17 protein-coding genes and 1 riboswitch are annotated in these 22,918 nt (G+C 71.9%); of the genes, 12 read left to right on the top strand and 5 right to left on the bottom strand.

The annotated features are described in order from the left end of the window. The first annotated feature begins 8 nt into the window (after nt 1-8). The 3 genes from ACWEV0_RS19515 to ACWEV0_RS19505 all read left to right on the top strand — a co-directional run bounded on the left by ACWEV0_RS19515 (nt 9) and on the right by ACWEV0_RS19505 (nt 3,845). A complete protein-coding gene (locus ACWEV0_RS19515; RefSeq protein WP_453150558.1) occupies nt 9-893 on the top strand; it encodes a FadR/GntR family transcriptional regulator in 885 nt (294 codons plus the stop codon). Between the two features lie 432 nt (nt 894-1,325). Further along, entirely contained in the window at nt 1,326-2,873 is a 1,548-nt protein-coding gene (locus ACWEV0_RS19510) for an RNA polymerase sigma factor (protein WP_453150557.1), read from the top strand. Between the two features lie 153 nt (nt 2,874-3,026). Continuing rightward, nucleotides 3,027-3,845 (top strand): serine protease, encoded by an 819-nt coding sequence (locus ACWEV0_RS19505; protein ID WP_453150556.1) that lies wholly within the window; start codon nt 3,027-3,029, stop codon nt 3,843-3,845. A gap of 159 nt (nt 3,846-4,004) precedes the next feature. Here the strand turns inward: ACWEV0_RS19505 and ACWEV0_RS19500 are convergent, their stop codons facing one another. Beyond that, nucleotides 4,005-4,235 carry a DUF7455 domain-containing protein gene (locus ACWEV0_RS19500; RefSeq protein WP_403798827.1) on the bottom strand — a complete coding sequence of 77 codons (231 nt, stop codon included), beginning with the start codon at nt 4,233-4,235 and terminating at the stop codon, nt 4,005-4,007. A 433-nt stretch (nt 4,236-4,668) separates the two neighbouring features. On the opposite strand from ACWEV0_RS19500, the gene ACWEV0_RS19495 reads away from it, so the two are divergent. The 3 genes from ACWEV0_RS19495 to ACWEV0_RS19485 all read left to right on the top strand — a co-directional run bounded on the left by ACWEV0_RS19495 (nt 4,669) and on the right by ACWEV0_RS19485 (nt 9,160). Next, on the top strand, nt 4,669-6,786 hold the full coding sequence (locus tag ACWEV0_RS19495; protein WP_453150555.1) for a DNA gyrase/topoisomerase IV subunit B: 2,118 nt from the start codon (nt 4,669-4,671) through the stop codon (nt 6,784-6,786). A 287-nt stretch (nt 6,787-7,073) separates the two neighbouring features. After that, nucleotides 7,074-7,556 carry a DUF485 domain-containing protein gene (locus ACWEV0_RS19490; RefSeq protein ID WP_453150554.1) on the top strand — a complete coding sequence of 161 codons (483 nt, stop codon included), beginning with the start codon at nt 7,074-7,076 and terminating at the stop codon, nt 7,554-7,556. Beyond that, nucleotides 7,553-9,160: a solute symporter family protein gene (locus ACWEV0_RS19485; RefSeq protein ID WP_453150553.1), complete on the top strand. Its 1,608-nt coding sequence runs from the start codon at nt 7,553-7,555 to the stop codon at nt 9,158-9,160. Before ACWEV0_RS19490 ends, ACWEV0_RS19485 begins: the two co-directional genes overlap by 4 nt. A 27-nt stretch (nt 9,161-9,187) precedes the next feature. Here ACWEV0_RS19485 and ACWEV0_RS19480 read toward each other — a convergent pair whose 3' ends face one another. Together ACWEV0_RS19480 and ACWEV0_RS19475 are read right to left on the bottom strand one after the other, a co-directional pair. Next, entirely contained in the window at nt 9,188-9,889 is a 702-nt protein-coding gene (locus tag ACWEV0_RS19480) for a DUF7342 family protein (RefSeq protein WP_453150572.1), read from the bottom strand. Between the two features lie 5 nt (nt 9,890-9,894). Beyond that, nucleotides 9,895-11,724 carry an ATP-binding protein gene (locus ACWEV0_RS19475; RefSeq protein WP_453150552.1) on the bottom strand — a complete coding sequence of 610 codons (1,830 nt, stop codon included), beginning with the start codon at nt 11,722-11,724 and terminating at the stop codon, nt 9,895-9,897. Nucleotides 11,725-11,946: 222 nt separating this feature from the next. On the opposite strand from ACWEV0_RS19475, the gene ACWEV0_RS19470 reads away from it, so the two are divergent. Continuing rightward, on the top strand, nt 11,947-13,014 hold the full coding sequence (locus tag ACWEV0_RS19470; RefSeq protein WP_453150551.1) for a CobW family GTP-binding protein: 1,068 nt from the start codon (nt 11,947-11,949) through the stop codon (nt 13,012-13,014). Here ACWEV0_RS19470 and ACWEV0_RS19465 read toward each other — a convergent pair. Next, on the bottom strand, nt 13,011-14,510 hold the full coding sequence (locus ACWEV0_RS19465; RefSeq protein WP_453150550.1) for an FAD-dependent monooxygenase: 1,500 nt from the start codon (nt 14,508-14,510) through the stop codon (nt 13,011-13,013). The two genes, ACWEV0_RS19470 and ACWEV0_RS19465, sit on opposite strands and share 4 nt — an antisense overlap. Before the next feature lie 89 nt (nt 14,511-14,599). Between ACWEV0_RS19465 and ACWEV0_RS19460 the strand changes: the two genes are divergently transcribed. Continuing rightward, nucleotides 14,600-15,262, top strand: coding sequence for a TetR/AcrR family transcriptional regulator C-terminal domain-containing protein (locus ACWEV0_RS19460; RefSeq protein WP_453150549.1), 663 nt, complete (start codon nt 14,600-14,602; stop codon nt 15,260-15,262). A 101-nt stretch (nt 15,263-15,363) separates the two neighbouring features. Here ACWEV0_RS19460 and ACWEV0_RS19455 read toward each other — a convergent pair whose 3' ends face one another. Continuing rightward, nucleotides 15,364-17,820, bottom strand: coding sequence for a DNA gyrase/topoisomerase IV subunit A (locus ACWEV0_RS19455; RefSeq protein ID WP_453150548.1), 2,457 nt, complete (start codon nt 17,818-17,820; stop codon nt 15,364-15,366). 196 nt (nt 17,821-18,016) lie between these two features. On the opposite strand from ACWEV0_RS19455, the gene ACWEV0_RS19450 reads away from it, so the two are divergent. The 4 genes from ACWEV0_RS19450 to ACWEV0_RS19435 all read left to right on the top strand — a co-directional run bounded on the left by ACWEV0_RS19450 (nt 18,017) and on the right by ACWEV0_RS19435 (nt 22,757). Beyond that, nucleotides 18,017-19,369: a M16 family metallopeptidase gene (locus tag ACWEV0_RS19450; RefSeq protein ID WP_453150547.1), complete on the top strand. Its 1,353-nt coding sequence runs from the start codon at nt 18,017-18,019 to the stop codon at nt 19,367-19,369. A 26-nt stretch (nt 19,370-19,395) separates the two neighbouring features. Beyond that, on the top strand, nt 19,396-20,763 hold the full coding sequence (locus tag ACWEV0_RS19445; protein ID WP_453150571.1) for a M16 family metallopeptidase: 1,368 nt from the start codon (nt 19,396-19,398) through the stop codon (nt 20,761-20,763). 196 nt (nt 20,764-20,959) lie between these two features. After that, a riboswitch (cyclic di-AMP (ydaO/yuaA leader) is annotated at nt 20,960-21,125 on the top strand. Between the two features lie 12 nt (nt 21,126-21,137). Further along, nucleotides 21,138-21,908 carry a M23 family metallopeptidase gene (locus ACWEV0_RS19440; protein WP_453150546.1) on the top strand — a complete coding sequence of 257 codons (771 nt, stop codon included), beginning with the start codon at nt 21,138-21,140 and terminating at the stop codon, nt 21,906-21,908. A gap of 165 nt (nt 21,909-22,073) precedes the next feature. After that, nucleotides 22,074-22,757 carry a GntR family transcriptional regulator gene (locus ACWEV0_RS19435; RefSeq protein ID WP_453150545.1) on the top strand — a complete coding sequence of 228 codons (684 nt, stop codon included), beginning with the start codon at nt 22,074-22,076 and terminating at the stop codon, nt 22,755-22,757. Nucleotides 22,758-22,918 lie beyond the last annotated feature (161 nt).

Here is a 22,918-nt window from a genome sequence, read left to right as displayed (position 1 = left end):
AAGGATGCGTGAGTACCCTTGCGCACACGATGATGACCGCCGCCCGCCCCGTCGAGTCCGGCCTCGGCGCCACGGGCGATCTCGACCGCTACCCCTACGCGGAGGCCCCCGCGGCCGAGCGCGTGGGGCCGCCCTCCTGGGAGGGGGCGGACGACCTCGGCCGGGTCGGCCGCCGGGCCGCCGGCAGCCGCGGCCGCGGACTGCACGGGCAGCTCGTCCAGCAGCTCGGCCAGATGATCGTCTCCGGCGACCTCGGCGCCGACCGTCCCCTCGTACCCGAGGAGATCGGCCAGCGCTTCGAGGTCTCCCGCACCGTCGTCCGCGAATCGCTGCGCGTCCTGGAGGCGAAGGGCCTGGTCAGCGCCCGGCCCAACGTCGGCACCCGGGTCCGGCCGGTCAGCGACTGGAACCTGCTCGACCCCGACATCATCGAGTGGCGCGCCTTCGGCCCGCAGCGCGACGACCAGCGGCGCGAGCTGAACGAGCTGCGGTGGATCATCGAGCCGCTCGCCGCCCGGCTCGCCGCGGGACACGGCCGCGAGGACGTCCAGCAGCGCCTCGCCGACATGGTCGAGATCATGGGTCACGCGTACGCCCAGGGCGACGCGATCACCTTCTCCCGCGCCGACACCGAGTTCCACGCGCTGCTCATCCAGCTCGCCGGCAACCGCATGCTGGAGCACCTCTCCGGCATCGTCGGCGCCGCGCTCCAGGTCTCCGGAGCACCCGCCACCGGCTGTGACCGCCCCAGCGAGGGCTGCCTGTCGCACCACGCCCGGATCGTCGACGCCCTCGCCGCCGGCGACGCCCTCGGCGCCGAGACGGCCATGCGCCAGCTGCTGACCGTCCACCCCGAGGTGGAGCGCGTCGTGCCGGCTCCCCGCGAGCACTGATCCACGCCGTGGCCGACCGCGCCGTGCCGCCCGCATCGCGTGCCGCCGGACCCGAGCGGAGCCCGGGGGCGGAGCCCCGTCCCCGGGTGTGTCAGGGTCCGGCGGCACCGAGGCGCGCCCGTCGGCATGCCCGGGCGGAGCGCGACGGTGGGGTGCAGGGCGGGTCGATCATGCCGCTTTCGGATGTTTCCTGACGGATTCGCCACAATTGAGGTGTGACTCGGGCCACGCGGATTGGGCGTAACGCTCCTCGAAGCCGCGCGATGACCTAAGAGGTGACAGCCGAGGAAGGAATACAGCAGCCGTTCGCGGCGCTGTGCAGTTCCCAGGCCCAGCCCGCGCCGTCGGCTCATTCCCCGTCGACGGTCGTCGGCTCCAGTCCGATCCAGGGCGGGGCCGGAAGCCGTTTTCCATCGTTCCGAGAGGTTGTTCGTGTCGGCCAGCACATCCCGTACGCTCCCGCCGGAGATCGCCGAGTCCGCATCTGTGATGGCGCTCATCGAGCGGGGAAAGGCTGATGGGCAGATCGCCGGCGATGACGTGCGTCGGGCCTTCGAGGCTGACCAGATTCCGCCAACCCAGTGGAAGAATGTTCTGCGCAGCCTCAATCAGATCCTCGAGGAAGAGGGTGTGACGCTGATGGTCAGTGCAGCGGAGTCGCCGAAGCGCACCCGCAAGAGCGTCGCAGCGAAGAGCCCGGCCAAGCGCACCGCCACCAAGACCGTCACCGCCAGGACGACGACCGTGACGAAGACCGTCGCGGCCGCCACCGCGGCCTCGGCGGCCGAGAGCGCGGACCCGGCCGACGAGGCCGGCTCTCCGGCCAAGAAGGCCGCGGCGAAGAAGACCGTCGCCAAGAAGGCGGTGGCCAAGAAGACCGTCGCCAAGAAGACGGCGGCCAAGAAGACCACGGCCAAGAAGGACGACGAAGAGCTCCTCGAGGCCGAGGACCTGCTGGACGAGGTCGCGCCCGGCAAGGACGAAGAAGAGACCGAGGGCGAGAGCAAGGGCTTCGTCCTGTCCGACGAGGACGAGGACGACGCGCCGGCCCAGCAGGTCGCCGTCGCCGGTGCCACCGCCGACCCGGTCAAGGACTACCTCAAGCAGATCGGCAAGGTCCCGCTGCTCAACGCCGAGCAGGAGGTCGAGCTCGCCAAGCGCATCGAGGCCGGTCTGTTCGCCGAGGACAAGCTGGCGAACTCCGACAAGATCGCCCCGAAGCTCAAGCGTGAGCTGGAGATCATCGCCGAGGACGGCCGCCGGGCCAAGAACCACCTCCTGGAGGCCAACCTCCGTCTGGTGGTCTCGCTGGCCAAGCGCTACACCGGCCGCGGCATGCTCTTCCTGGACCTGATCCAGGAGGGCAACCTCGGTCTGATCCGCGCGGTCGAGAAGTTCGACTACACCAAGGGCTACAAGTTCTCGACGTACGCCACCTGGTGGATCCGTCAGGCGATCACCCGCGCCATGGCCGACCAGGCCCGCACCATCCGTATCCCGGTGCACATGGTCGAGGTCATCAACAAGCTCGCCCGTGTGCAGCGCCAGATGCTCCAGGACCTGGGCCGCGAGCCCACCCCGGAGGAGCTGGCCAAGGAGCTCGACATGACCCCGGAGAAGGTCATCGAGGTCCAGAAGTACGGCCGCGAGCCGATCTCGCTGCACACCCCGCTGGGCGAGGACGGCGACAGCGAGTTCGGTGACCTCATCGAGGACTCCGAGGCCGTCGTCCCGGCCGACGCGGTCAGCTTCACGCTGCTGCAGGAGCAGCTGCACTCCGTCCTCGACACGCTCTCCGAGCGTGAGGCGGGCGTCGTCTCCATGCGCTTCGGTCTCACCGACGGTCAGCCGAAGACGCTCGACGAGATCGGCAAGGTCTACGGCGTGACGCGTGAGCGCATCCGTCAGATCGAGTCGAAGACGATGTCGAAGCTGCGTCACCCGTCGCGTTCGCAGGTGCTGCGCGACTACCTCGACTGATCGACTGATCAGCGGGTCGGCTGATCCGAGACATGCCGAAGGGCCCGGTTCCCCGTGGGGGGCCGGGCCCTTCGGCATGTGTGCGCGCGTGCGCGCAGCGCGCACCTGGACGACGCTGGGTGAAACGACATCACCGGAGAGTCAGGAGGCTCCATGCGTCGTCCCATCGCCCGAGCTTTGACCGGTGCCCTCGGCCTGGTCGCCGCGGCCGTGGCGCCGCTCGCCGCCGCGGCTCCCGCGTCCGCCGACAGCGTCGTGGTCGGCGGCACGCCGATCAAGATCACTGAGGCGCCGTGGGTCGTGGCGCTGTCCAGCCGTGACCGGTTCGGGGGTACGCGGGCGGGACAGTTCTGCGGCGGCGTGGTCGTCGCCCCGACCAAGGTGCTCACCGCGGCCCACTGCCTGGGGCGGGACGCGCTGGGCGGCGAGCCCTGGCAGCTCCGCGACTTCGCGGTCATCGCGGGCCGCAGCTCGCTGCGTGGCCAGGGCGGCCATGAGATCAGGGTCGCCGACACCTGGGTGAACCCCGACTACGACCCCGCGACCAACTCCGGGGATCTGGGTGTCGTCACCCTGGAGGAGGCGCTGCCCTCGTCGTACGTGATCGAGGTCGCCGCTCGGGACGATCCGGCGCTCGCCGCGGGCACGCCGGCGGACGTCTACGGCTGGGGTGACACGACCGGCAACGGCACGTACGCGATGTCGCTGCGCTCGGCGCGGGTGCAGGTCCTGCCCGACGCGTCCTGTGAGCGCGCGTACCCGGCCGGCTTGGGGGTCGCGTACCGGGGCGCCACGATGCTGTGCGCGGGCGACCCGGACGGGGGCAGGGACGCCTGCCAGGGCGACAGTGGCGGCCCGCTGGTGGCGAAGGGGCGGCTGATCGGCCTGGTGTCGTGGGGGAGCGGCTGCGGGCAGGCGGAGAACCCCGGCGTCTACACCCGGGTCTCCGCGGTGCTGCCGAAGCGTTTCTGACGTGCCGTAGCGCCTCGGCCGACCGCCGGTGCCGGTGACTGGGCGTCAGTCGCCGGTGACGGTGTGAGAACGGGCGGCCACCCCCCTCGTGCAGCGGGGGTGGCCGCCCGTCGGCCGGTCGTCAGGAACCGGCCCGTGGCTCGTCGGGGATGCGAGGCGTCAGTGGTCGTCGCCCTGGGTCCTGGCCGGCACGTCGGTGAGCCGGTCCGTCTCATCCTGTATATCCGCGGCGATCTTCTTGAGTTCCGGCTCGAACTTGCGCCCGTGGTGAGCGCAGAAGAGCAAGTCACCACCGCTGATCAGCACGACGCGCAGGTATGCCTGGGCGCCGCAGCGGTCGCATCGGTCAGCGGCCGTCAGGGGGGTCGCGGGGGTCAGAACAGTAGTCACGTCGCCTCTTCTCTAGCTCGACGAGCTGTCGTACCAGGGTCAACATCCAACCAGGCCGAAAACGTTCCCGCTCGTGGCTTTTCCTTGAAACTTTTTCCCAAGGTGGCTGTCTGCTGCCGGTTGGCGGCGAATGAGCCGTATTGCGCTTGCTCTACGGGTTTCGCATTGCTGTGTGTGGTCGTGCCCTCCCGGCGGGTTGCCGGTTGTTCATGAGGACGTGCCCCGAGGCTAAATGGTTCATGCCCGGAAGGGAACGTGATGTTTGCGTCACCCCATCGAGGGATCGAACATCCATACGACTCTGGACTAGCATGAGTCATCAGGAGGGTGGCGTGACAACGGCTCTACCAGGCATCGGTACCCTCTGACCGGTGACCGACGCCGGGCCTTACCCCACGGGGCCAGTTTTCAAATTCAGCGAGGAGCGAACCGCGTGACCGCCGAGACGTCCGTGCCGTCCAGTGCGCTGCTGACCGCAGACCGTGACGGTTCCAACTACACCGCGCGGCACCTGCTCGTCCTCGAAGGGCTCGAAGCCGTCCGCAAGCGCCCCGGTATGTACATCGGGTCGACCGACAGCCGCGGTCTGATGCACTGCCTCTGGGAGATCATCGACAACTCCGTCGACGAGGCCCTCGGCGGCTACTGCGACCACATCGACGTCGTGCTGCACGACGACGGCTCCGTCGAGGTCCGGGACAACGGCCGCGGCATTCCCGTCGACGTCGAGCCCAAGACCGGTCTGTCCGGCGTCGAGGTCGTCATGACCAAGCTGCACGCCGGCGGCAAGTTCGGCGGCGGCTCGTACGCGGCCTCCGGCGGTCTGCACGGTGTCGGCGCCTCCGTGGTGAACGCGCTCTCCGCCCGCCTCGACGTCGAGGTGGACCGCAACGGCGCGACCCACGCGATCAGTTTCCGCCGCGGCGTCCCCGGCATCTTCACCGAGGCCGGCCCGGACAGCCCCTTCGACCCGGCCGGCGGCCTCCTCAAGGGCAAGCGCGTTCCCAAGACCCGCACCGGCACCCGGGTGCGCTACTGGGCGGACCGCCAGATCTTCCTCAAGGACGCCAAGCTCTCGCTGGAGACACTGCACCAGCGCGCCCGCCAGACCGCCTTCCTCGTCCCCGGCCTCACCATCGTGGTCCGCGACGAGCGTGACCTCGACGGCGTGGGCAAGAGCGAGGAGACGTTCCGCTTCGACGGCGGCATCAGCGAGTTCTGCGAGTTCCTCGCCCAGGACAAGGCCGTCTGCGACGTGCTGCGCCTCACCGGCCAGGGCACCTTCAAGGAGACCGTCCCGGTCCTCGACGACCGCGGCCACATGACCCCCACCGAGGTCACCCGCGAGCTCGGCGTCGACGTGGCCCTGCGCTGGGGCACGGGCTACGACACGACCGTCAGGTCCTTCGTCAACATCATCGCCACGCCCAAGGGCGGCACCCACGTCTCCGGCTTCGAGCAGGCGATCACCAAGACGGTCAACGAGGTGCTGCGCGCGGCCAAGCTGCTGCGCGTCGCCGAGGACGACATCGTCAAGGACGACGCCCTCGAAGGCCTCACCGCCGTCGTCACCGTCCGGCTCGCCGAGCCGCAGTTCGAGGGCCAGACCAAGGAGGTGCTCGGCACCTCCGCGGCCCGCCGGATCGTCGCCACCGTGGTCGCCCGGGAGCTCAAGGCGTTCCTCACCTCCACCAAGCGCGACGCCAAGGCACAGGCCCGCGCCGTCCTGGAGAAGGCCGTCGCCGCCGCCCGTACCCGGATCGCGGCCCGCCAGCACAAGGAGGCCCAGCGCAGGAAGACCGCCCTGGAGTCCTCCTCGCTGCCCGCCAAGCTCGCCGACTGCCGCAGCGACGACGTCGACCGCAGCGAGCTCTTCATCGTCGAGGGAGACTCCGCGCTCGGCACCGCCAAGCTCGCCCGCAACAGCGAGTTCCAGGCCCTGCTCCCGATCCGCGGCAAGATCCTCAACGTCCAGAAGTCCTCCGTCTCGGACATGCTAAAGAACGCCGAGTGCGGAGCGATCATCCAGGTCATAGGAGCGGGCTCCGGCCGCACCTTCGACATCGACGCGGCCCGGTACGGGAAGGTCATCATGATGACCGACGCCGACGTCGACGGCTCCCACATCCGCACGCTGCTGCTGACCCTGTTCCAGCGCTACATGCGGCCCATGGTCGAGCAGGGGCGCGTCTTCGCCGCCGTGCCGCCGCTGCACCGCATCGAGCTGATCCAGCCCAAGAAGGGCCAGGACAAGTACGTGTACACGTACTCGGACAGCGAGCTGCGCCAGACCCTGCTGGAGCTCCAGCGCAAGGGGGTCCGCTACAAGGACGCCATCCAGCGCTACAAGGGCCTCGGCGAGATGGACGCCGACCAGCTGGCCGAGACCACCATGGACCCGCGCCACCGCACCCTGCGCCGGATCAACATCGGCGACCTGGAGGCGGCCGAGCAGGTCTTCGACCTCCTCATGGGCAACGACGTGGCCCCGCGCAAGGAGTTCATCACCAGCTCCGCGGCGACCCTGGACCGCTCGCGCATCGACGCCTGACCCGGACGCCGGCCGGTCTCCTTCCCGTCTCCTGCCCGAACCCGCGCTCCGGGCCTCCGCCTGAGCCCCGGCTCCGAGCCTCCGCTCCGAACTCCCGCTCCGGGCCTTCGCCCTGAGCCCCGGCCGACCGGCCCGCCCGATACGACTGTCGGACGGGCCAGTCAGTCATTCCCGGGATGCCGTCACCTGATGGGGTGAAGAAGGCGGGAGAAGAGTCCGGTATCCGCCCAGTCTGTCCATCCTTGGGCACGCGGCCGAAACGGTTCGCTGACAAGGAGAGTTCACCGGTGGAGAAGCAGGACGGGCACGATCCCGCGACGGTGCGGATCGACGACCCCTGGTACGACGAGCTCGCTGCCGGCTGGGGCGAGCATGACGGGGAGGGGCCGGCGGCCGGCACCGTCCCCCGCCAGCAGGCCCCGGCCGCCCAGGCCCGGGTCCACACCGCTGCGGACGTCTATCTGGAGGTCCAGCGGAGCCCCGCCTTCCAGGAGGTGCGCCGCCGATACCGCCGCTTCGTCTTCCCGGCCTCGCTCGCCTTCCTGCTCTGGTACCTGGCGTACGTCATCGCCGCCACCGCCGCTCCCGGCCTGATGGCCCGCCCCGTCGCCGGCGCGGTCAACGTCGCCATGGTCGCCGGGCTCGGCCAGTTCGCGACCACCTTCCTGCTCACCTGGGCCTATGCCCGGCACGCCCGGCTGCGCCGGGACCAGGCCGCCCTCGAACTGCGCTGGGACACCCAGGAGATGACCCGGGGGGTGCGGCGATGACCGCGGACCAGACGACCGGCGGACACCAGACCCTGGCGCTCGTCCTGTTCAGCGTCTTCATCGCGGCCACCCTGGCGATCACCACCTGGGTCAGCCGCGACCGGCAGGGCTCCGCCGAGGAGTTCTACGCCGGAGGCCGGCTCTTCTCGCCCATGGAGAACGGATTCGCCATCGCGGGCGACTACATGTCGGCCGCCTCCTTCCTGGGCATCTCCGGCCTGATCACCCTCTTCGGCTACGACGGCATGCTCTACTCCGTCGGGTTCCTGGTCGCCTGGCTCGTCGTGCTGATGCTGGTCGCCGAACTCGTGCGCAACTGCGGCCGCTTCACCCTCGCCGACGTCGTCGCCGCCCGGATGACCGAGCGACCCGTCCGGATCGCCGCAGGCGCCTCCTCCGTGACCGTCTCGGTGCTCTACCTGGTGGCCCAGATGGTCGGCGCGGGCAGCCTGGTCGCCCTGCTGCTCGGCGGCACGAGCGCAGCCGCCCGCGCCTGGACGGTGATCGGGGTCGGCGCGCTCATGGTCGTCTACGTGTCGCTCGGCGGCATGCGGGCCACCACCTGGATCCAGATCGTCAAGGCCGTGCTGCTCATGGCCGGCACGATCGCCCTCACCGTGCTCGTCCTGGTCCGCTTCCACGGCGACTTCGGACAACTGCTCACCACCGCCGCCGAACGCAGCGGCCACGGCACTGCCTTCCTGGCTCCCGGACTGCGCTACGGCGGCGACTGGACCGCCCGCCTCGACTTCGTCAGCCTCGGCCTCGCCCTCGTGCTCGGCACCGCGGGACTCCCGCACATCCTGTCCCGCTTCTACACGGTGCCCACCGCACGGGCCGCCCGCCGCTCCGTCGTCTGGTCCATCGGCCTCATCGGCGGCTTCTACCTGATGACGATCGTGCTCGGCTTCGGCGCCGCGGCCCTGGTCGGCCCCGACACGGTCCGCGCCTCCAACGCCGCCGGCAACACCGCCGTACCGCTGCTCGCCCTCGACCTCGGCGGCGGAGCGGGCTCCACCGGCGGCACCGTCCTCTTCGCCGTCGTCGCGGCCGTCGCCTTCGCCACCATCCTCGCGGTGGTCGCCGGCATCACCCTCGCCTCCTCCGCGTCGGTCGCCCACGACCTCTACGCGACGCTGCGCCGCCGGCACGCCAGGCAGTACAGCGAGGTGACGGTCGCCCGGGTCGCCGCCGGCGGCATCGGGATCGCCGCGATCGGCCTCGGGCTGCTCGCCCGCGACCTCAACGTGGCCTTCCTCGTCGGCCTCGCGTTCGCCGTGGCCGCCTCCGCGAACCTGCCCGCGCTGCTCTACTCGCTGTTCTGGCGGCGGTTCACCACCAAGGGCGCGGTCTGGTCCGTCTACGGCGGGCTGGTCCCCGCCGTCCTGCTCGTCCTCGTCTCGCCGGTCGTCTCCGGCAGCCCCGAATCGCTCTTCCCCGGGGTCGACTTCCAGCTCTTCCCGCTGCAGAACCCGGGCGTGGTCTCCATCCCGCTCGGCTTCCTCGCGGGCTGGGTCGGTACGGTCACCTCGGCCGAGCCGCCGGACGAGGCCAGGCACGCCGAGACCGAGGTCCGGGCGCTCACCGGGGCGGGCGCGGTCTGAGCGGGCCCGGAAGCGAGTTCTGCCGGATCAGCGCGTGGCCGAGGAGGCCCACGCGTACCGGTGCTCGGGGCGGCCCGTCTCGCCGTACTTCAGCGAGAGCCGCACCCGGCCGGTCCGCTCCAGGAGCTTGAGATACCGCTGGGCGGTCTGCCGGCTCACCCCGGCCCGCTCGGCGATCTCCTGTGCCGACAGCGGCCCCTCGGCCGCGAGCAGCACCTGCCGCACCAGCTCGGCCGTGGTGGGGGAGTGGCCCTTCGGCAGCTCCGGTGCGACGGCGACCGCGGAGAGCGCGCCGAAGATCCGGTCGACCTCGGCCTGTTCCGCCTCGCCGCCGCCTTCGAGGGTGCGCCGCAGCGCCGCGTACGCCTCCAGCTTGGCGCGCAGTCCGGCGAAGCTGAACGGTTTCACCAGGTACTGGAGCGCTCCCTGCCGCATGGCCGCCTGGACGGTGGCCACGTCACGGGCCGCCGTCACCATGATCACGTCGCACGGCCGGCCGAGGGCGCGCAGCTCCCGTACCACCGCGAGACCAGTGCCGTCCGGGAGGTAGTGGTCGAGCAGGATCAGATCCGCCGGGGTGCCTGCCTCGGCGAGTCCGGTGAGCCGGGCCAGGGCCTCGGCCGCCGAGTGGGCGATGCCCGCCACCCGGAAACCGGGCACCTTCTCCACGTACGCGGCGTTGATCCGCGCCACATGGACGTCGTCGTCGACGACGAGGACGCCGATCACGGCGTTCATCGCGCCTCCTCCTCGCCGGTCAGGGCCAGGGGCGCGAGCGGCCCCTCGGCACCGGCCACGCCCTGCCCGGCACCGGCCACGCCCTGCCCGGCACCGGCCACGCCCTGCCCGGGATCGGCCGCGTCGTGCCCGGGACCGGCCGCGTCGCCCAGTGCACCGGCCGCGTCGCCCAGCGCACCGGTGGGGTTCAGTGCGCCGGTCGCGTCGCCCAGCGCCTCCGGCAGAATCACCGTGAACTCCGCGCCGCCGTCCGCGCCGGTGCCGACCGTGGCGCTGCCGCCCTGGCGCTCCGCGAGCCGGCGGACCAGGGCGAGCCCGAGCCCGCGCTTGCCGTGCGCCGGCGGCTCCTTGGTGCTCCACCCCTCCGTGAAGATCAGCTCGCGCCGCTCGTCGGGCACGCCGGGGCCACTGTCGGTGACCCGGAGGACGACCGTCCGCCCCTGGGTGCGCAGATCGACCTCCACGCGCGCGTGCGGCGTGCCGGAGGCGGCGTCCAGCGCGTTGTCGACCAGGTTGCCGACGACCGTGACCAGCTCGCGCGGGTCGACGAGCCGGTCCGGGAGCAGCGAGCCGGGCGCGACGCGCAGCGAGACGCCCCGCTCGGCGGCGACAGTGGCTTTGCCGACGAGGAGCGCGGCGAGCAGCGGGTCGTGGACCTTCTCGGTGACCTGCTCGGCGGTCGCGCGGTGCACGCCGACCACCTCGTTGACGAATTCCACCGCCTCCTCGTGCATCTCCAGCTCCAGGAGCCCGAGGAGGGTGTGCATCCGGTTGGCGTGCTCGTGGTCCTGGGCGCGCAGCGCGTCGATCAGACCGCGGGTGGAGTCCAGCTCGCGGCCGAGCCGTTCCAGCTCGGTGCGGTCGCGGAGGGTGGCGACGGCGCCGCCGTCGTCCGTGGGCATGCGGTTGGCGATCAGCACCCGGCCGCCGCGCACGGTCAGCAGGTCCTCGCCGGTGGCGCGGCCCGCGAGCACGTCGGCGGTGCGGCCCGCGCCGAGCACCTCCTCCAGAGGCCGCCCGGTGGCCTCTGGTCCGAGCCCGAGCAGTCGCTGCGCCTCGTCGTTCAGCAGCCGGATCCGACCGTTCCTGTCGAGGGCCACGACGCCCTCGCGGATACCGTGCAGCATCGCCTCGCGCTCGGCGAGCAGCGCCGAGATGTCGGAGAAGGCCAGGTCGTGGGTCTGCCGCTGGAGGCGGCGGGAGATCAGGTACGCGGCTAGCGCGCCGGCCGCCAGGGCGCCGCCGGCGTACCGGAGCAGCCCGGGGATCGCGGCCACGAGCCGGTCGCGCACGCTGTCGTACTCGATGCCCACCGACACCGCGCCGACGATCTCGCCGTGCTCGTCGCGCAGCGGCGCCTTGCCCCGGGCGGAGCGGCCCAGCGTGCCGCTGTCGATCTCCATCACCTGATGGCCGGCGAGCACGTCGCTCGGGTCGGTGGAGACGACCTCGCCGATCCGCTCGGCGTCCGGGTGCGACCAGCGCACCCCGCGGGTGTCCATGACCACCACGTACTCGGCGCCGGTGGAGCGCCGGATCCGCTCGGCCTCGGTCTGCACCGGGCCCCGCGCGGAGGGCGGTGTGCTCGTCACCGCGGCGGCCGTCCGCGGGGTCGCTGCGGTCTCCGCGATGGCGAGGGCCCGGCGCATGGCCTGGTCGTCCAGCTGGGCGCTGAGCGGCGCCAGGAACAGCCCGGTGGCGAGCACCGTCACCCCGGCCGCGATGGCCAGCTGCATCAGCAGGACCTGCGAGAACATCCGCCGCGGCCACCCGAACCTGCGCCGGCGGACGGGCGGCCGCGCAGGGGCGGTGGATGCGGGGGTCATGGCGGAAACGGTACGGGGACGAGGGCACCGACCGGAAGTGTTGCCTCCGGAAACGGCGCCTCCGCCCGGGCCGACGCCCCGGCCCGGATCCCCGGTGGGGCCCGGATTCCCGGTGGCGCCCGGATCTCCCGTGGGATCCGCGGTGGGCCCGGGTCCCCAGGTGGCGCCTGCCTATCCTGGGGGCTTCGCACGCGCACGCACCGACGTCCGGAGGCATGACCCTTGAGCACCCAGCAGATTCCCGTCGTCGTCCTGGCCGGGTTTCTCGGGGCGGGGAAGACCACCCTGCTCAACCAGCTGCTGCGCAGCGCGCGCGGGACGCGGATCGGGGTCATGGTCAACGACTTCGGCGACATCGGCATCGACGCCATGACGGTGGCCGGCCAGGTCGGCTCGACCGTCTCGCTGGGCAACGGCTGCCTGTGCTGCGCGGTGGACGCGAGCGAGCTCGACGAGTACCTGGAGGTGCTGACCCGCCCCGAGCTGCGGCTCGACGTGATCGTCATCGAGGCCAGCGGACTGGCCGAGCCGCAGGAGCTCGTCCGCATGGTCCTGGCCAGCGACAACGAGCGGATCGTGTACGGCGGCCTGGTCGAGGTGGTCGACGCGGCCGAGTTCACCGCCACCCGCATCCGCCACCCGGAGACCGACCGGCACCTCGCCGTCGCCGACCTGGTCGTCGTCAACAAGATCGACCGGGTGGCGGCGGAGGAGCTGCGGGCCGTACGGGAGACGGTCACCGGGCTCGCGCCGCGGGCGGCGGTCGTCGAGGCCGCGCACGGGCGGATCGACCCCGAGCTGCTCTTCGACCGGGTGGTCCCGGACGGCGAGATCGCCGGGCAGATGTCCATCGAGGACGTCCTCTACGGCGACGACGACCCGCACGCGCACCCGCACGCCCACTACGACACCGTCTCCCTGGGCACGTCGGTCCCGCTGCACCCGCGCCGCCTGATGGCCTTCCTGGACTCGCGTCCCGAGGGCCTCTACCGGATCAAGGGATTCGTCGACTTCGGCACGGCCGACCCGGACCACCGCTACGGCGTCCACGCCGTCGGGCGCTTCCTGCGCTTCTACCCCGAGCCCTGGCCGGCCGGCGAGGAACGGCTCACCCAGCTCGTCCTGATCGGCAGTGGCGTCGACGCCGCCGGCCTGCGCAAGGAACTCGCCGGCTGCGAGCAGAACGGCCCGGAGGACACGCCCGAGGAGCACAGCATGTGGGGTGTGCTGCGGTACGTGCGCCGGCCGGGCGAGGACGGTGGCGAGCCCGACGAGCTGGCGGCCCCCTAGCTCCGGGCGGTCACCGGTGCGGGCGCGGCGCCCACCGCGGCCAGATAGGCGTCCAGGCCGTCGTGGGTCGCGCCGGCCCAGCCCACGTAGCCGTCCGGGCGGATCAGGAAGAGCCCGGTGCCGTACGCCTCGTACGCGGCGATCCGGGCCGTGCGTATGTGCGCGGACGCCAGGGGCCGGGCCGGGAGCTCGGCGCCGACCGCGAGCAGGGTGAAGTGCGGGCCCCGGAAGAGGTCGAAGAGGCGGCTGCCGTCGCCGTACGGGCCGTCCGGCGCCCGGTCGCCCGCGCGCAGCGCGCCCTCGGCGAGCCCGGCCCGCGTCTCCACGGCGAGCGACGAGTCCCGGTAGCCGAGGCCGAGCTGCTGGACCTCCTCGCCGCGCTGGGTGTTCTCGCCCTCCGCGCTCGCCCGGTGGATGCGGGTGCTGATGCCGAGGACACCGGCGGCGACGGGCAGCCGCTCGGCCTCGTACGAGTCGAGCAGCGTGGCCGGGGCGCCGTGCCGCAGCACCTGGCCGAGCTTCCAGCCCAGGTTGTAGGCGTCCTGGATGCCGGTGTTGAGGCCCTGCCCGCCCGCGGGGGAGTGGACATGGGCCGCGTCGCCCGCGAGGAAGACCCGGCCCGCACGGAAGCGGTCCGCCATCGCCGCCCGGGCGCGGAAGTCCGAGGCCCACACCACCTCGACGACGTCCTCCGCGGCGAGCGGGGTGCGTGCGGCGAGCAGCGCGCGGACCGCCTCGGGCGCGGTGTCCACGACGGCCGTCTCCTCCTCGAAGCCGGCGATCAGCTGGAACTGGTCCCCGCCTGGCAGCGGGCACAGCGCCACCCCGCCGCCCTGCGCCGTGGGCCAGATGTGCCAGTTGCCGCGGTCGGTGACCGCCTCGGGCGAGAGCCGGACATCGGCGACGAGCATCGGACGCGGGTCGACGGTCTCGCCCGTCATCCCGATGCCGAGCGCCCTGCGGACCGTGGAGCGCCCGCCGTCGGCCGCCACGAGGTAGGCCGCCCGCACCGTCTCGCGCGCCGCTCCACCTCCGCTGAGCTCTGCCTCGACTCCCTGGGCGGACTGACGGAAGCCGGTGAGCTCGGTGCCGAAGCGGATTTCGCCGCCCAGCTCGGCCAGGCGCGCGTGGAGCAGCTCCTGGGTGCGTGACTGCGGGATGAGCAGCGTGTTCGCGTACGGGATCCGCTCGGTCGGCTCCGCGCGCTCCATCATGTCCCACTCGCCCTGCCGCTCGGCGCCCTCCCAGCGCAGCATCCGCGGATAGAGCGCGCCCGCCGCGTGGATCGCGGGCAGCAGGCCGAGGTCGTCGAGCACCTCCTGGCTGCGCGGCTGGAGTCCCTTGCCGCGCGAGCCGGGAAAGAGCCGGTCCGCCTTCTCGACGAGCAGGGCGCGCACGCCCCGGCGGGCCAGGTCGATCGCGAGCACGAGTCCGGTGGGCCCCGCTCCGGCGATCAGCACGTCCGTGTCCATGCCGGTGTCCATCCTCGTGTCCATGCCGTCCTGCCGTTCCTTAACGTTGTTAAGTGCCGTCATGCCCAGAGTTCCTTAACGCTGTTAAGTTGTCAAGGGGATAACGTGGCGGCGTGGCGACCAAGAAGACGACCCGGCTGGAACCAGAGACGGTGGCGGAGACCGCCCTGCGCCTGCTGAACGAGCGCGGCCTCGACGGGCTGACGCTGCGCGCGATCGCCCAGGAGCTGAACGTCCAGGCGCCCGCGCTCTACTGGCACTTCAAGAACAAGCAGGCGCTGCTCGACGAGATGGCGACCGTGATGTACCGGCGGATGGTCGCCGACCCGGCGGCCCGGCCGGACGGCGAGCTGACCTGGCAGGAGCGGCTCCTCGCCGCCAACCGCGGCCTGCGTGCCGGGCTGCTGCGTTACCGCGACGGCGCCAAGGTCTACAGCGGCGCCCGCTTCACCGGCACCGACTTCGCCGCCGACATGGAGCACCAGCTCGGCGCGCTCGTCGACGCGGGCTTCTCGCTGCGCGAGGCGGTGCGGGCCAGCACCACGGCGTACATGTTCACCCTGGGCTTCGTCACGGAGGAGCAGGGCACCGAGCCGGTGCCCGGCGAGCCCCGCGAGGGCTTCGACGTCGAGCAGCGCGCCCAGCGGCTCGCGGACTACCCGCTCGCGGCCGCGGCCGGCGCGGAGCTCTTCGCCGACTACGACGACCGCTTCGAGGAGGGGCTGCGGCTGATCATCGCCGGCATCGAGGCGACGTACGCGCCCGACCGCTCCTGACGGGCCGGCCCCGACCCGTACCCACCCCGGAAACAACGACGCCCCCTGTCCCTCGCGATCACGCGGGACAGGGGGCGTTCGTACGGGAAAGGGCGAGCCCGCTAGCCGATCGGGCCGGCGAGCACATCCACCGGCTGCGCCAGCGGCGTGCCCGAGCCGTCGCGGCGCGGGTCCGGCTCCGGGAGCTCCACAGGCGTGCCGTTCTTCTGTGCGGCACGGGCCGGGGTGGCGCCCGCCCAGGCCAGCACCAGGACGTCCTCGCCCTTCAGGAAGCGCTGGCAGCGCACACCGCCGGTCGCGCGGCCCTTGCGCGGGTACTGGTCGAACGGGGTCAGCTTGGCCGAGGTGGCCGCGCCGGCGTCGAGCGTGCCCGTCGAACCGGCCACCGTGAACACCACCGCGTCCGCCGCCGGGTCCACCGCGGTGAACGAGATGACCTCGGCGCCCGCGCTCAGCTTGATGCCCGCCATGCCGCCGGCCGGACGGCCCTGCGGCCGGACCTGGGAGGCCGGGTAGCGCAGCAGCTGGGCGTCGGAGGTGATGAACACCAGGTCCTCCTCGCCGGTGCGCAGCTCGGTCGCGCCGACGATCCGGTCACCGTCCTTGAGGGTGATGACCTCCAGCTCGTCCTTGTTCGCCGGGTAGTCCGGCACCACGCGCTTGACCACGCCCTGCAGGGTGCCGAGGGCCAGGCCGGGCGACTCCTCGTCGAGGGTGGTCAGACACAGCACCGTCTCGTCCGCCTCCAGGGAGACGAACTCCGACAGCTGCGCCCCGCCCGCCAGGTTCGGCGCGGCGGCCGTGTCCGGCAGCTGGGGCAGGTCGATCACGGCGACCCGCAGCAGCCGGCCGGCCGAGGTCACCACGCCGATGTCGCCGCGCTGGGTGGCGGCCACCGAGGAGACGATCACGTCGTGCTTGGCCCGCTTGCCGTCGTGCACGGCCGGCAGCGCCTCGGTGACCGTACGGGCGAGCAGGCCCGTGGAGGAGAGCAGCACCCGGCACGGGTCGTCCGCGACCTCCAGGGACGTGGCCGCGACCGGCGCGCCCGCCGACTCCAGGAGGACCGTGCGCCGGTCGGTGCCGAACTTCTTGGCGACCGCCGCCAGCTCCGCCGACACCAGCTTGCGCAGTTCCGCGTCGGACTCCAGGATCCGGGTCAGCTCCTCGATCTCCGTGGTGAGCCGGTCGCGCTCGCTCTCCAGCTCCAGACGGTCGAACTTGGTGAGCCGGCGCAGCGGGGTGTCCAGGATGTACTGCGTCTGGATCTCGCTCAGCGAGAAGCGCTCCATCAGGCGCGCCTTGGCCTCCGCGGAGTTCTCGCTCTCCCGGATCAGCCGGATGACCTCGTCGATGTCGATCAGCGCGACGAGCAGGCCCTCCACCAGGTGGAGCCGGTCGCGCCGCTTGCCGCGACGGAACTCGGAGCGCCGCCGGACCACGTCGAAGCGGTGGTCGAGGTAGACCTCCAGGAGCTCCTTGAGGCCCAGCGTGAGCGGCTGGCCGTCGACCAGCGCCACGTTGTTGATGCCGAAGGACTCCTCCATGGGCGTCAGCTTGTAGAGCTGCTCCAGGACGGCCTCCGGCACGAAGCCGTTCTTCACCTCGATGACCAGGCGCAGGCCGTGGTTGCGGTCGGTGAGGTCCTTGACGTCGGCGATGCCCTGGAGCTTCTTCGAGCCGACGAGGTCCTTGATCTTGGAGATGACCTTCTCGGGGCCGACCGTGAAGGGCAGTTCGGTGACGATGATGCCCTTGCGGCGGGCCGTCACGGTCTCGATGGTGGTCGTCGCGCGGATCTTGAAGGTGCCGCGGCCCGACTCGTACGCGTCCCGGATGCCGGACAGGCCGACGATCCGGCCGCCGGTCGGCAGGTCCGGGCCGGGCACGAAGCGCATCAGCGCTTCCAGGTCCGCGTTCGGGTGGCGGATCAGATGGCGGGCGGCCGCGATGACCTCGCCCAGGTTGTGCGGCGGCATGTTGGTCGCCATGCCTACCGCGATCCCGGAGGCGCCGTTGACCAGCAGGTTCGGGTACGCGGCGGGCAGCGCGACCGGCTCCTGCTCCTGGCCGTCGTAGTTCGGCGCGAAGTCGACGGTGTCCTCGTCGATGGACTCCGTCATGAGGAGCGCGGCCGGGGCCATCCTCGACTCCGTGTACCGCATGGCGGCCGGCGGGTCGTCGTTGCCGAGCGAGCCGAAGTTGCCGTGGCCGTCGACCAGCGGCAGCCGCATCGAGAACGGCTGCGCCATGCGCACCATCGCGTCGTAGATCGACGCGTCGCCGTGCGGGTGCAGCTTGCCCATGACCTCGCCGACGACGCGGGCGCACTTGACGAAGCCGCGCTCGGGCCGCAGGCCCATCTCGCTCATCTGGTAGACGATGCGGCGCTGCACGGGCTTCATGCCGTCGCGGGCGTCGGGCAGGGCGCGCGAGTAGATCACCGAGTACGCGTACTCGAGGAAGGAGCCCTGCATCTCGTCGACGACGTCGATGTCGAGGATTCGCTCCTCGAACGCGTCGTCCGGCGGCGGTGTCTTCGTGCTGCGGCGGGCCATCGCGGCTGCGGCTCCTTCACCAACAAGGGTTGATCTGACGCGGACCATTGTGGACCGTGCCACCGACAACGCCGACCTCGACCCGGAAGAGGGACATCCGAAGCGGGCGGGAACTTCGCCAGGTGGCGGCGCGCTTGCATACAGTGGCAGGACTTTTCCGCTCCGCACTTTCCGCACAGCGATCGAAGGGACGTACATGCCCATGGGTCACACGGCCACGGCCTCGGCCGGCTCCGGCGGCCTGACAGCGACCGAGCACCGGCTGTCCAACGGCCTGCGCGTCGTGCTCTCCGAGGACCACCTGACCCCGGTCGCCGCGGTCTGCCTCTGGTACGACGTCGGCTCGCGCCACGAGATCAAGGGCCGCACCGGCCTCGCCCACCTCTTCGAGCACCTGATGTTCCAGGGCTCGAAGCAGGTCCACGGCAACGGGCACTTCGAGCTGGTGCAGGGTGCCGGCGGCTCGCTCAACGGCACGACGAGCTTCGAGCGCACCAACTACTTCGAGACCATGCCCGCCCACCAGCTGGAGCTCGCGCTCTGGCTGGAGGCGGACCGCATGGGCTCGCTGCTCGCCGCCCTGGACGACGAGTCCATGGAGAACCAGCGCGACGTCGTCAAGAACGAGCGCCGCCAGCGCTACGACAACGTGCCGTACGGCACCGCGTTCGAGCGCCTCACCGCCCTCGCGTACCCCGAGGGCCACCCGTACCACCACACGCCGATCGGCTCCATGGCCGACCTCGACGCCGCCACGCTGGAGGACGCGCGGAACTTCTTCCGTACGTACTACGCGCCCAACAACGCGGTCCTCTCGGTCGTCGGCGACATCGACCCGGAGCAGACCCTCGCCTGGATCGAGAAGTACTTCGGCTCCATCCCCGGCCACGACGGCAAGCCCGAGCCGCGCTCCGGCGAGCTGCCCGAGGTCATCGGCGAGCAGCTGCGCCAGGTCGTCGAGGAGGAGGTCCCGGCCCGCGCCATGATGGCCGCCTACCGGCTGCCCCACGACGGCACGCGCGCGTGCGACGCGGCCGACCTGGCCCTCACCGTCCTCGGCGGCGGCGAGTCCTCCCGGCTGCACAACCGGCTGGTCCGCCGCGACCGCACGGCCGTCACCGCCGGCTTCGGCCTGCTGCGGCTGTCCGGCGCGCCCTCGCTCGGCTGGCTGGACGTCAAGACGTCCGGCGGCGTCGAGGTGCCGCAGATCGAGGCGGCCGTCGACGAGGAGCTGGCCCGGTTCGCGGCCGAGGGCCCGACGCCCGAGGAGATGGAGCGCGCCCAGGCCCAGTTGGAGCGCGAGTGGCTGGACCGGCTCGGCACGGTCGCCGGCCGCGCCGACGAACTGTGCCGGTACGCGGTGCTGTTCGGCGACCCGCAGCTGGCGCTGACCGCCGTCGACCGGGTCCTCGACATCACCGCCGAGGAGGTGCAGGAGGTCGCCAAGGCCCGGCTGCGCCCGGACAACCGCGCCGTCCTGGTCTACGAGCCCGTGGGCCAGGCCGACGAAGCCGACCACAGCGACGAGGAAGAGGGAGCGGAGCAGTGACCGACGCTGCCGCGTCTTTGACGAGCATGGACTTCCACCCGCAGCCCCAGCCGGGCATCGCCAAGCCCTGGGCCTTCCCGGCCCCGGAGCGCGGCGCGCTCGACAACGGCCTGACCGTGCTGCGCTGCCACCGCCCCGGCCAGCAGGTGGTGGCCGTCGAGATCTTCCTCGACGCCCCGCTGGACGCCGAGCCCGAGGGGCTCGACGGCGTCGCCACGATCATGGCCCGGGCGCTGTCCGAGGGCACCGACCAGCGCTCCGCCGAGGAGTACGCCGCCGAGCTGGAGCGCTGCGGCGCCACCCTCGACGCGCACGCCGACCACCCCGGCGTACGGGTCTCCCTGGAGGTCCCGGTCTCCCGGCTGTCCAAGGGCCTCGGCCTGCTCGCCGAGGCGCTGATCGCCCCGGCGTTCGCCAAGTCCGAGGTCGAGCGCCTGGTGCGCAACCGGCTCGACGAGATCCCGCACGAGACGGCCAACCCGGGCCGCCGGGCCGCCAAGCAGCTCTCCAAGGAGCTGTTCCCGGCCTCCTCGCGGATGTCCCGGCCCCGCCAGGGCACCGAGGAGACCGTCGAGGCGATCGACGCCGCCGCCGTCCGCGCCTTCTACGACGCGCACGTGCGGCCGGCCGCGGCCACCGCCGTGGTCGTCGGCGACCTCACTGACGTCGACCTGGACCAGGTGCTCGCCGAGACCCTCGGCGTCTGGACCGGCGCGCCGGCCGCGCCGCGCCCCATGGCGCCCATCACGGCCGACGACACCGGCCGGGTCGTCATCGTGGACCGCCCGGGCGCCGTCCAGACGCAGCTGCTCATCGGCCGCGTCGGCGCAGACCGCCACGACCGGGTCTGGCCGGCCCAGGTGCTCGGCACGTACTGCCTCGGCGGCACCCTCACCTCCCGCCTGGACCGCGTGCTGCGCGAGGAGAAGGGCTACACGTACGGCGTGCGCGCCTTCGGCCAGGTGCTGCGCTCGGACGCCGCGGGCCACGGCGCGTCGATGCTCGCCATCAGCGGCTCGGTGGACACCCCGAACACCGGCCCGGCACTTGATGACCTGTGGAAGGTGCTGCGCACCCTGGCCGCCGAGGGTCTCACCGACGCCGAGCGCGACGTGGCCGTGCAGAACCTGGTGGGTGTCGCCCCGCTGAAGTACGAGACCGCCGCCTCCGTCGCGGGCACGCTGGCCGACCAGGTCGAGCAGCACCTCCCGGACGACTACCAGGCGCACCTGTACGCGCGCCTGGCCGAGACCGGCACGGTGGAGGCGACCGCGGCCGTGGTCAACGCCTTCCCGGTGGACCGGCTGGTCACCGTCCTGGTCGGCGACGCCTCGCAGATCGAGGAGCCGGTGCGGGCGCTCGGCATCGGTGAAGTGACCGTGGTCACCGGCTGATTGAGCCCTCGTCACGAGGACCCTGACGACCTGGTTCGTCAGGGTCCTCGTCATTTGTCCGTATTGCGGGCGAGTGTTGCTGAATGACCTGTGGCAAGTCTTACAAACTGGCGCGTCTGTTTGGCGATTGACTGAAGATCCGCCTAGCGTCGACGCGACTGTTCGCCCGTTGCACGACGCCGCACCCGCGGCGAACGGACAGTCATCGCCGAGTCCCCGCAAGGCGCGAGCCTGGGGAGCCGGGGACCCACTCGAAGTCCCTGGGGTGAATCGGACGCCTTCGCTCCGCGCGGAGGGGCCCGTAGGAGACCTTCCTGCTCCGAACCCGTCAGCTAACCCGGTAGGCGAGAGGGAAGGAAAGGATCAGCCACTTCATGGCGTTCACCCGTGCCACCGGGAAGCATCGTGGTCCGAGCCGTCTGACGCGCCGTGGCGCGGGCATCGCCGGCGTGGCGACGCTCGCCACCACCGGCGTCATCGGCACCCTCGCCTCCCCGGCGCTCGCCGCCGACACGGAGAGCCCCTCCCCTGAGGACACCGGTCTCACCCAGGTGATCACCGAGGAGTCCCTCACCGAGCACGTCGACGCCCAGGCCGCCGCCCAGGAGAAGCAGGCCTTCGAGGCCGCCGCCCGCGTCAAGGCCGCCGCCGAGGCGAAGCGCAAGGCCGAGGCCCGCGCCAAGGAGATCCGCGAGGCCAAGGAGCGCGCCGCCCGCGAGGCCGAGCGCAAGCGCCTGAACTCCTTCCAGGCCCCCGTCGCCCACTCGTACGTCTCCACCGGCTACAACACCGGCGGCTCGCTCTGGTCCTCCGGCCACCACTCCGGCATCGACTTCCACGCCGCCTACGGCACGACGGTCGTCTCCGTCGGCTCCGGCACCGTCGTCGAGGCCGGCTGGGGCGGCGCGTACGGCAACAACATCGTCATCCGGATGAACGACGGCACGTACACCCAGTACGGCCACCTGTCCGCCATCCGGGTGCACGTCGGCCAGAAGGTCACCCCCGGCGAGCAGATCGGCGTCTCCGGCTCCTCCGGCAACTCCACGGGCCCGCACCTCCACTTCGAGGCCCGTACCAGCCCCGAGTACGGCTCGGACATCGACCCCGTCGCGTACCTGCGCGCCCGCGGCGTCGACGTCTGACGTCCGTCTCCCCGCTCAGCGCGAAGAAGCCCCGGCTCGAACGAGCCGGGGCCTTTTTCGTCCCTGAATTACCGGTCGGCATCGGAAATTCCCGCGTCCTGCAATAGAGTCACCGGACAGGCGCCGCCCGACGGGGTTTAGCGCGGAGAAAAGCGGAGGTCGGACATGCGCATTCCCGCGCAGTCGGTATGCACGGCGATCCGGGACGACATCGTCTCCGGTGTGTACGCGCGGGGCGCCAGACTGACGGAGGAACAGCTCGCCCGCCGCTACGGGGTCTCCCGCGTCCCGGTCCGCGAGGCACTGCGCACCCTGGAGTCCGAGGGCTTCGTCGTCACCCGTCGGCACGCCGGCGCCCAGGTCGCCGAACCGGGCGAGCAGGAGGCCGCCGACCTCCTCGACATGCGCTCCCTGCTCGAACCCCTCGGCGCCCACCGGGCCGCCCAGCGTCGCACCGAGGCCCACCTCAAGGTGCTGCGCGGCCTGGTCAGGCTGGGTCAGGAGCGGGCCCGGCACGGCCGGAGCGAGGACCTGCGCGCACTCGACGGCTGGTTCCACGAGACCCTGGCGCAGGCGTCCGGCAGCCCGCCGCTCACCGCGCTGCTCTCCCAGCTGCGGCAGAAGATCGCCTGGATGTACGCGACCGAGCCGGCCGAACGGCCCGCGGACTCCTGGGCCGAGCACGGCGCGATCGTGGACGCCGTCGCGCGCGGCGACGCCGAGCGGGCCCGCGCGCTCACCGCGCTGCACGTGGAGCGGGCGGCGCCGCGGCTCCGGCTGAAACATCCGGAGCGGACCCGTGTGAGGGTTTCGCAACATGCCGTAAACAATGCGGGAGCACGGAATTAACGTGCCCGCCGTATACAAAGAGGCGGGTAATTCGACGAGCCCTGTTCCGGGCTGCCCGAAATCAATTTCCGTCGATATTCCTCGCGACGACTGAAGTCGCGATGACCGAAGTCGTGATGACCGAAGTCGCGCCGACGGAAAAGAGCCGCACCAGCCGGATG

The sequence above is a fragment of the Streptomyces sp. NPDC003943 genome, from assembly GCF_053605265.1.
This window is presented reverse-complemented; position numbering and strand designations above follow the sequence as displayed.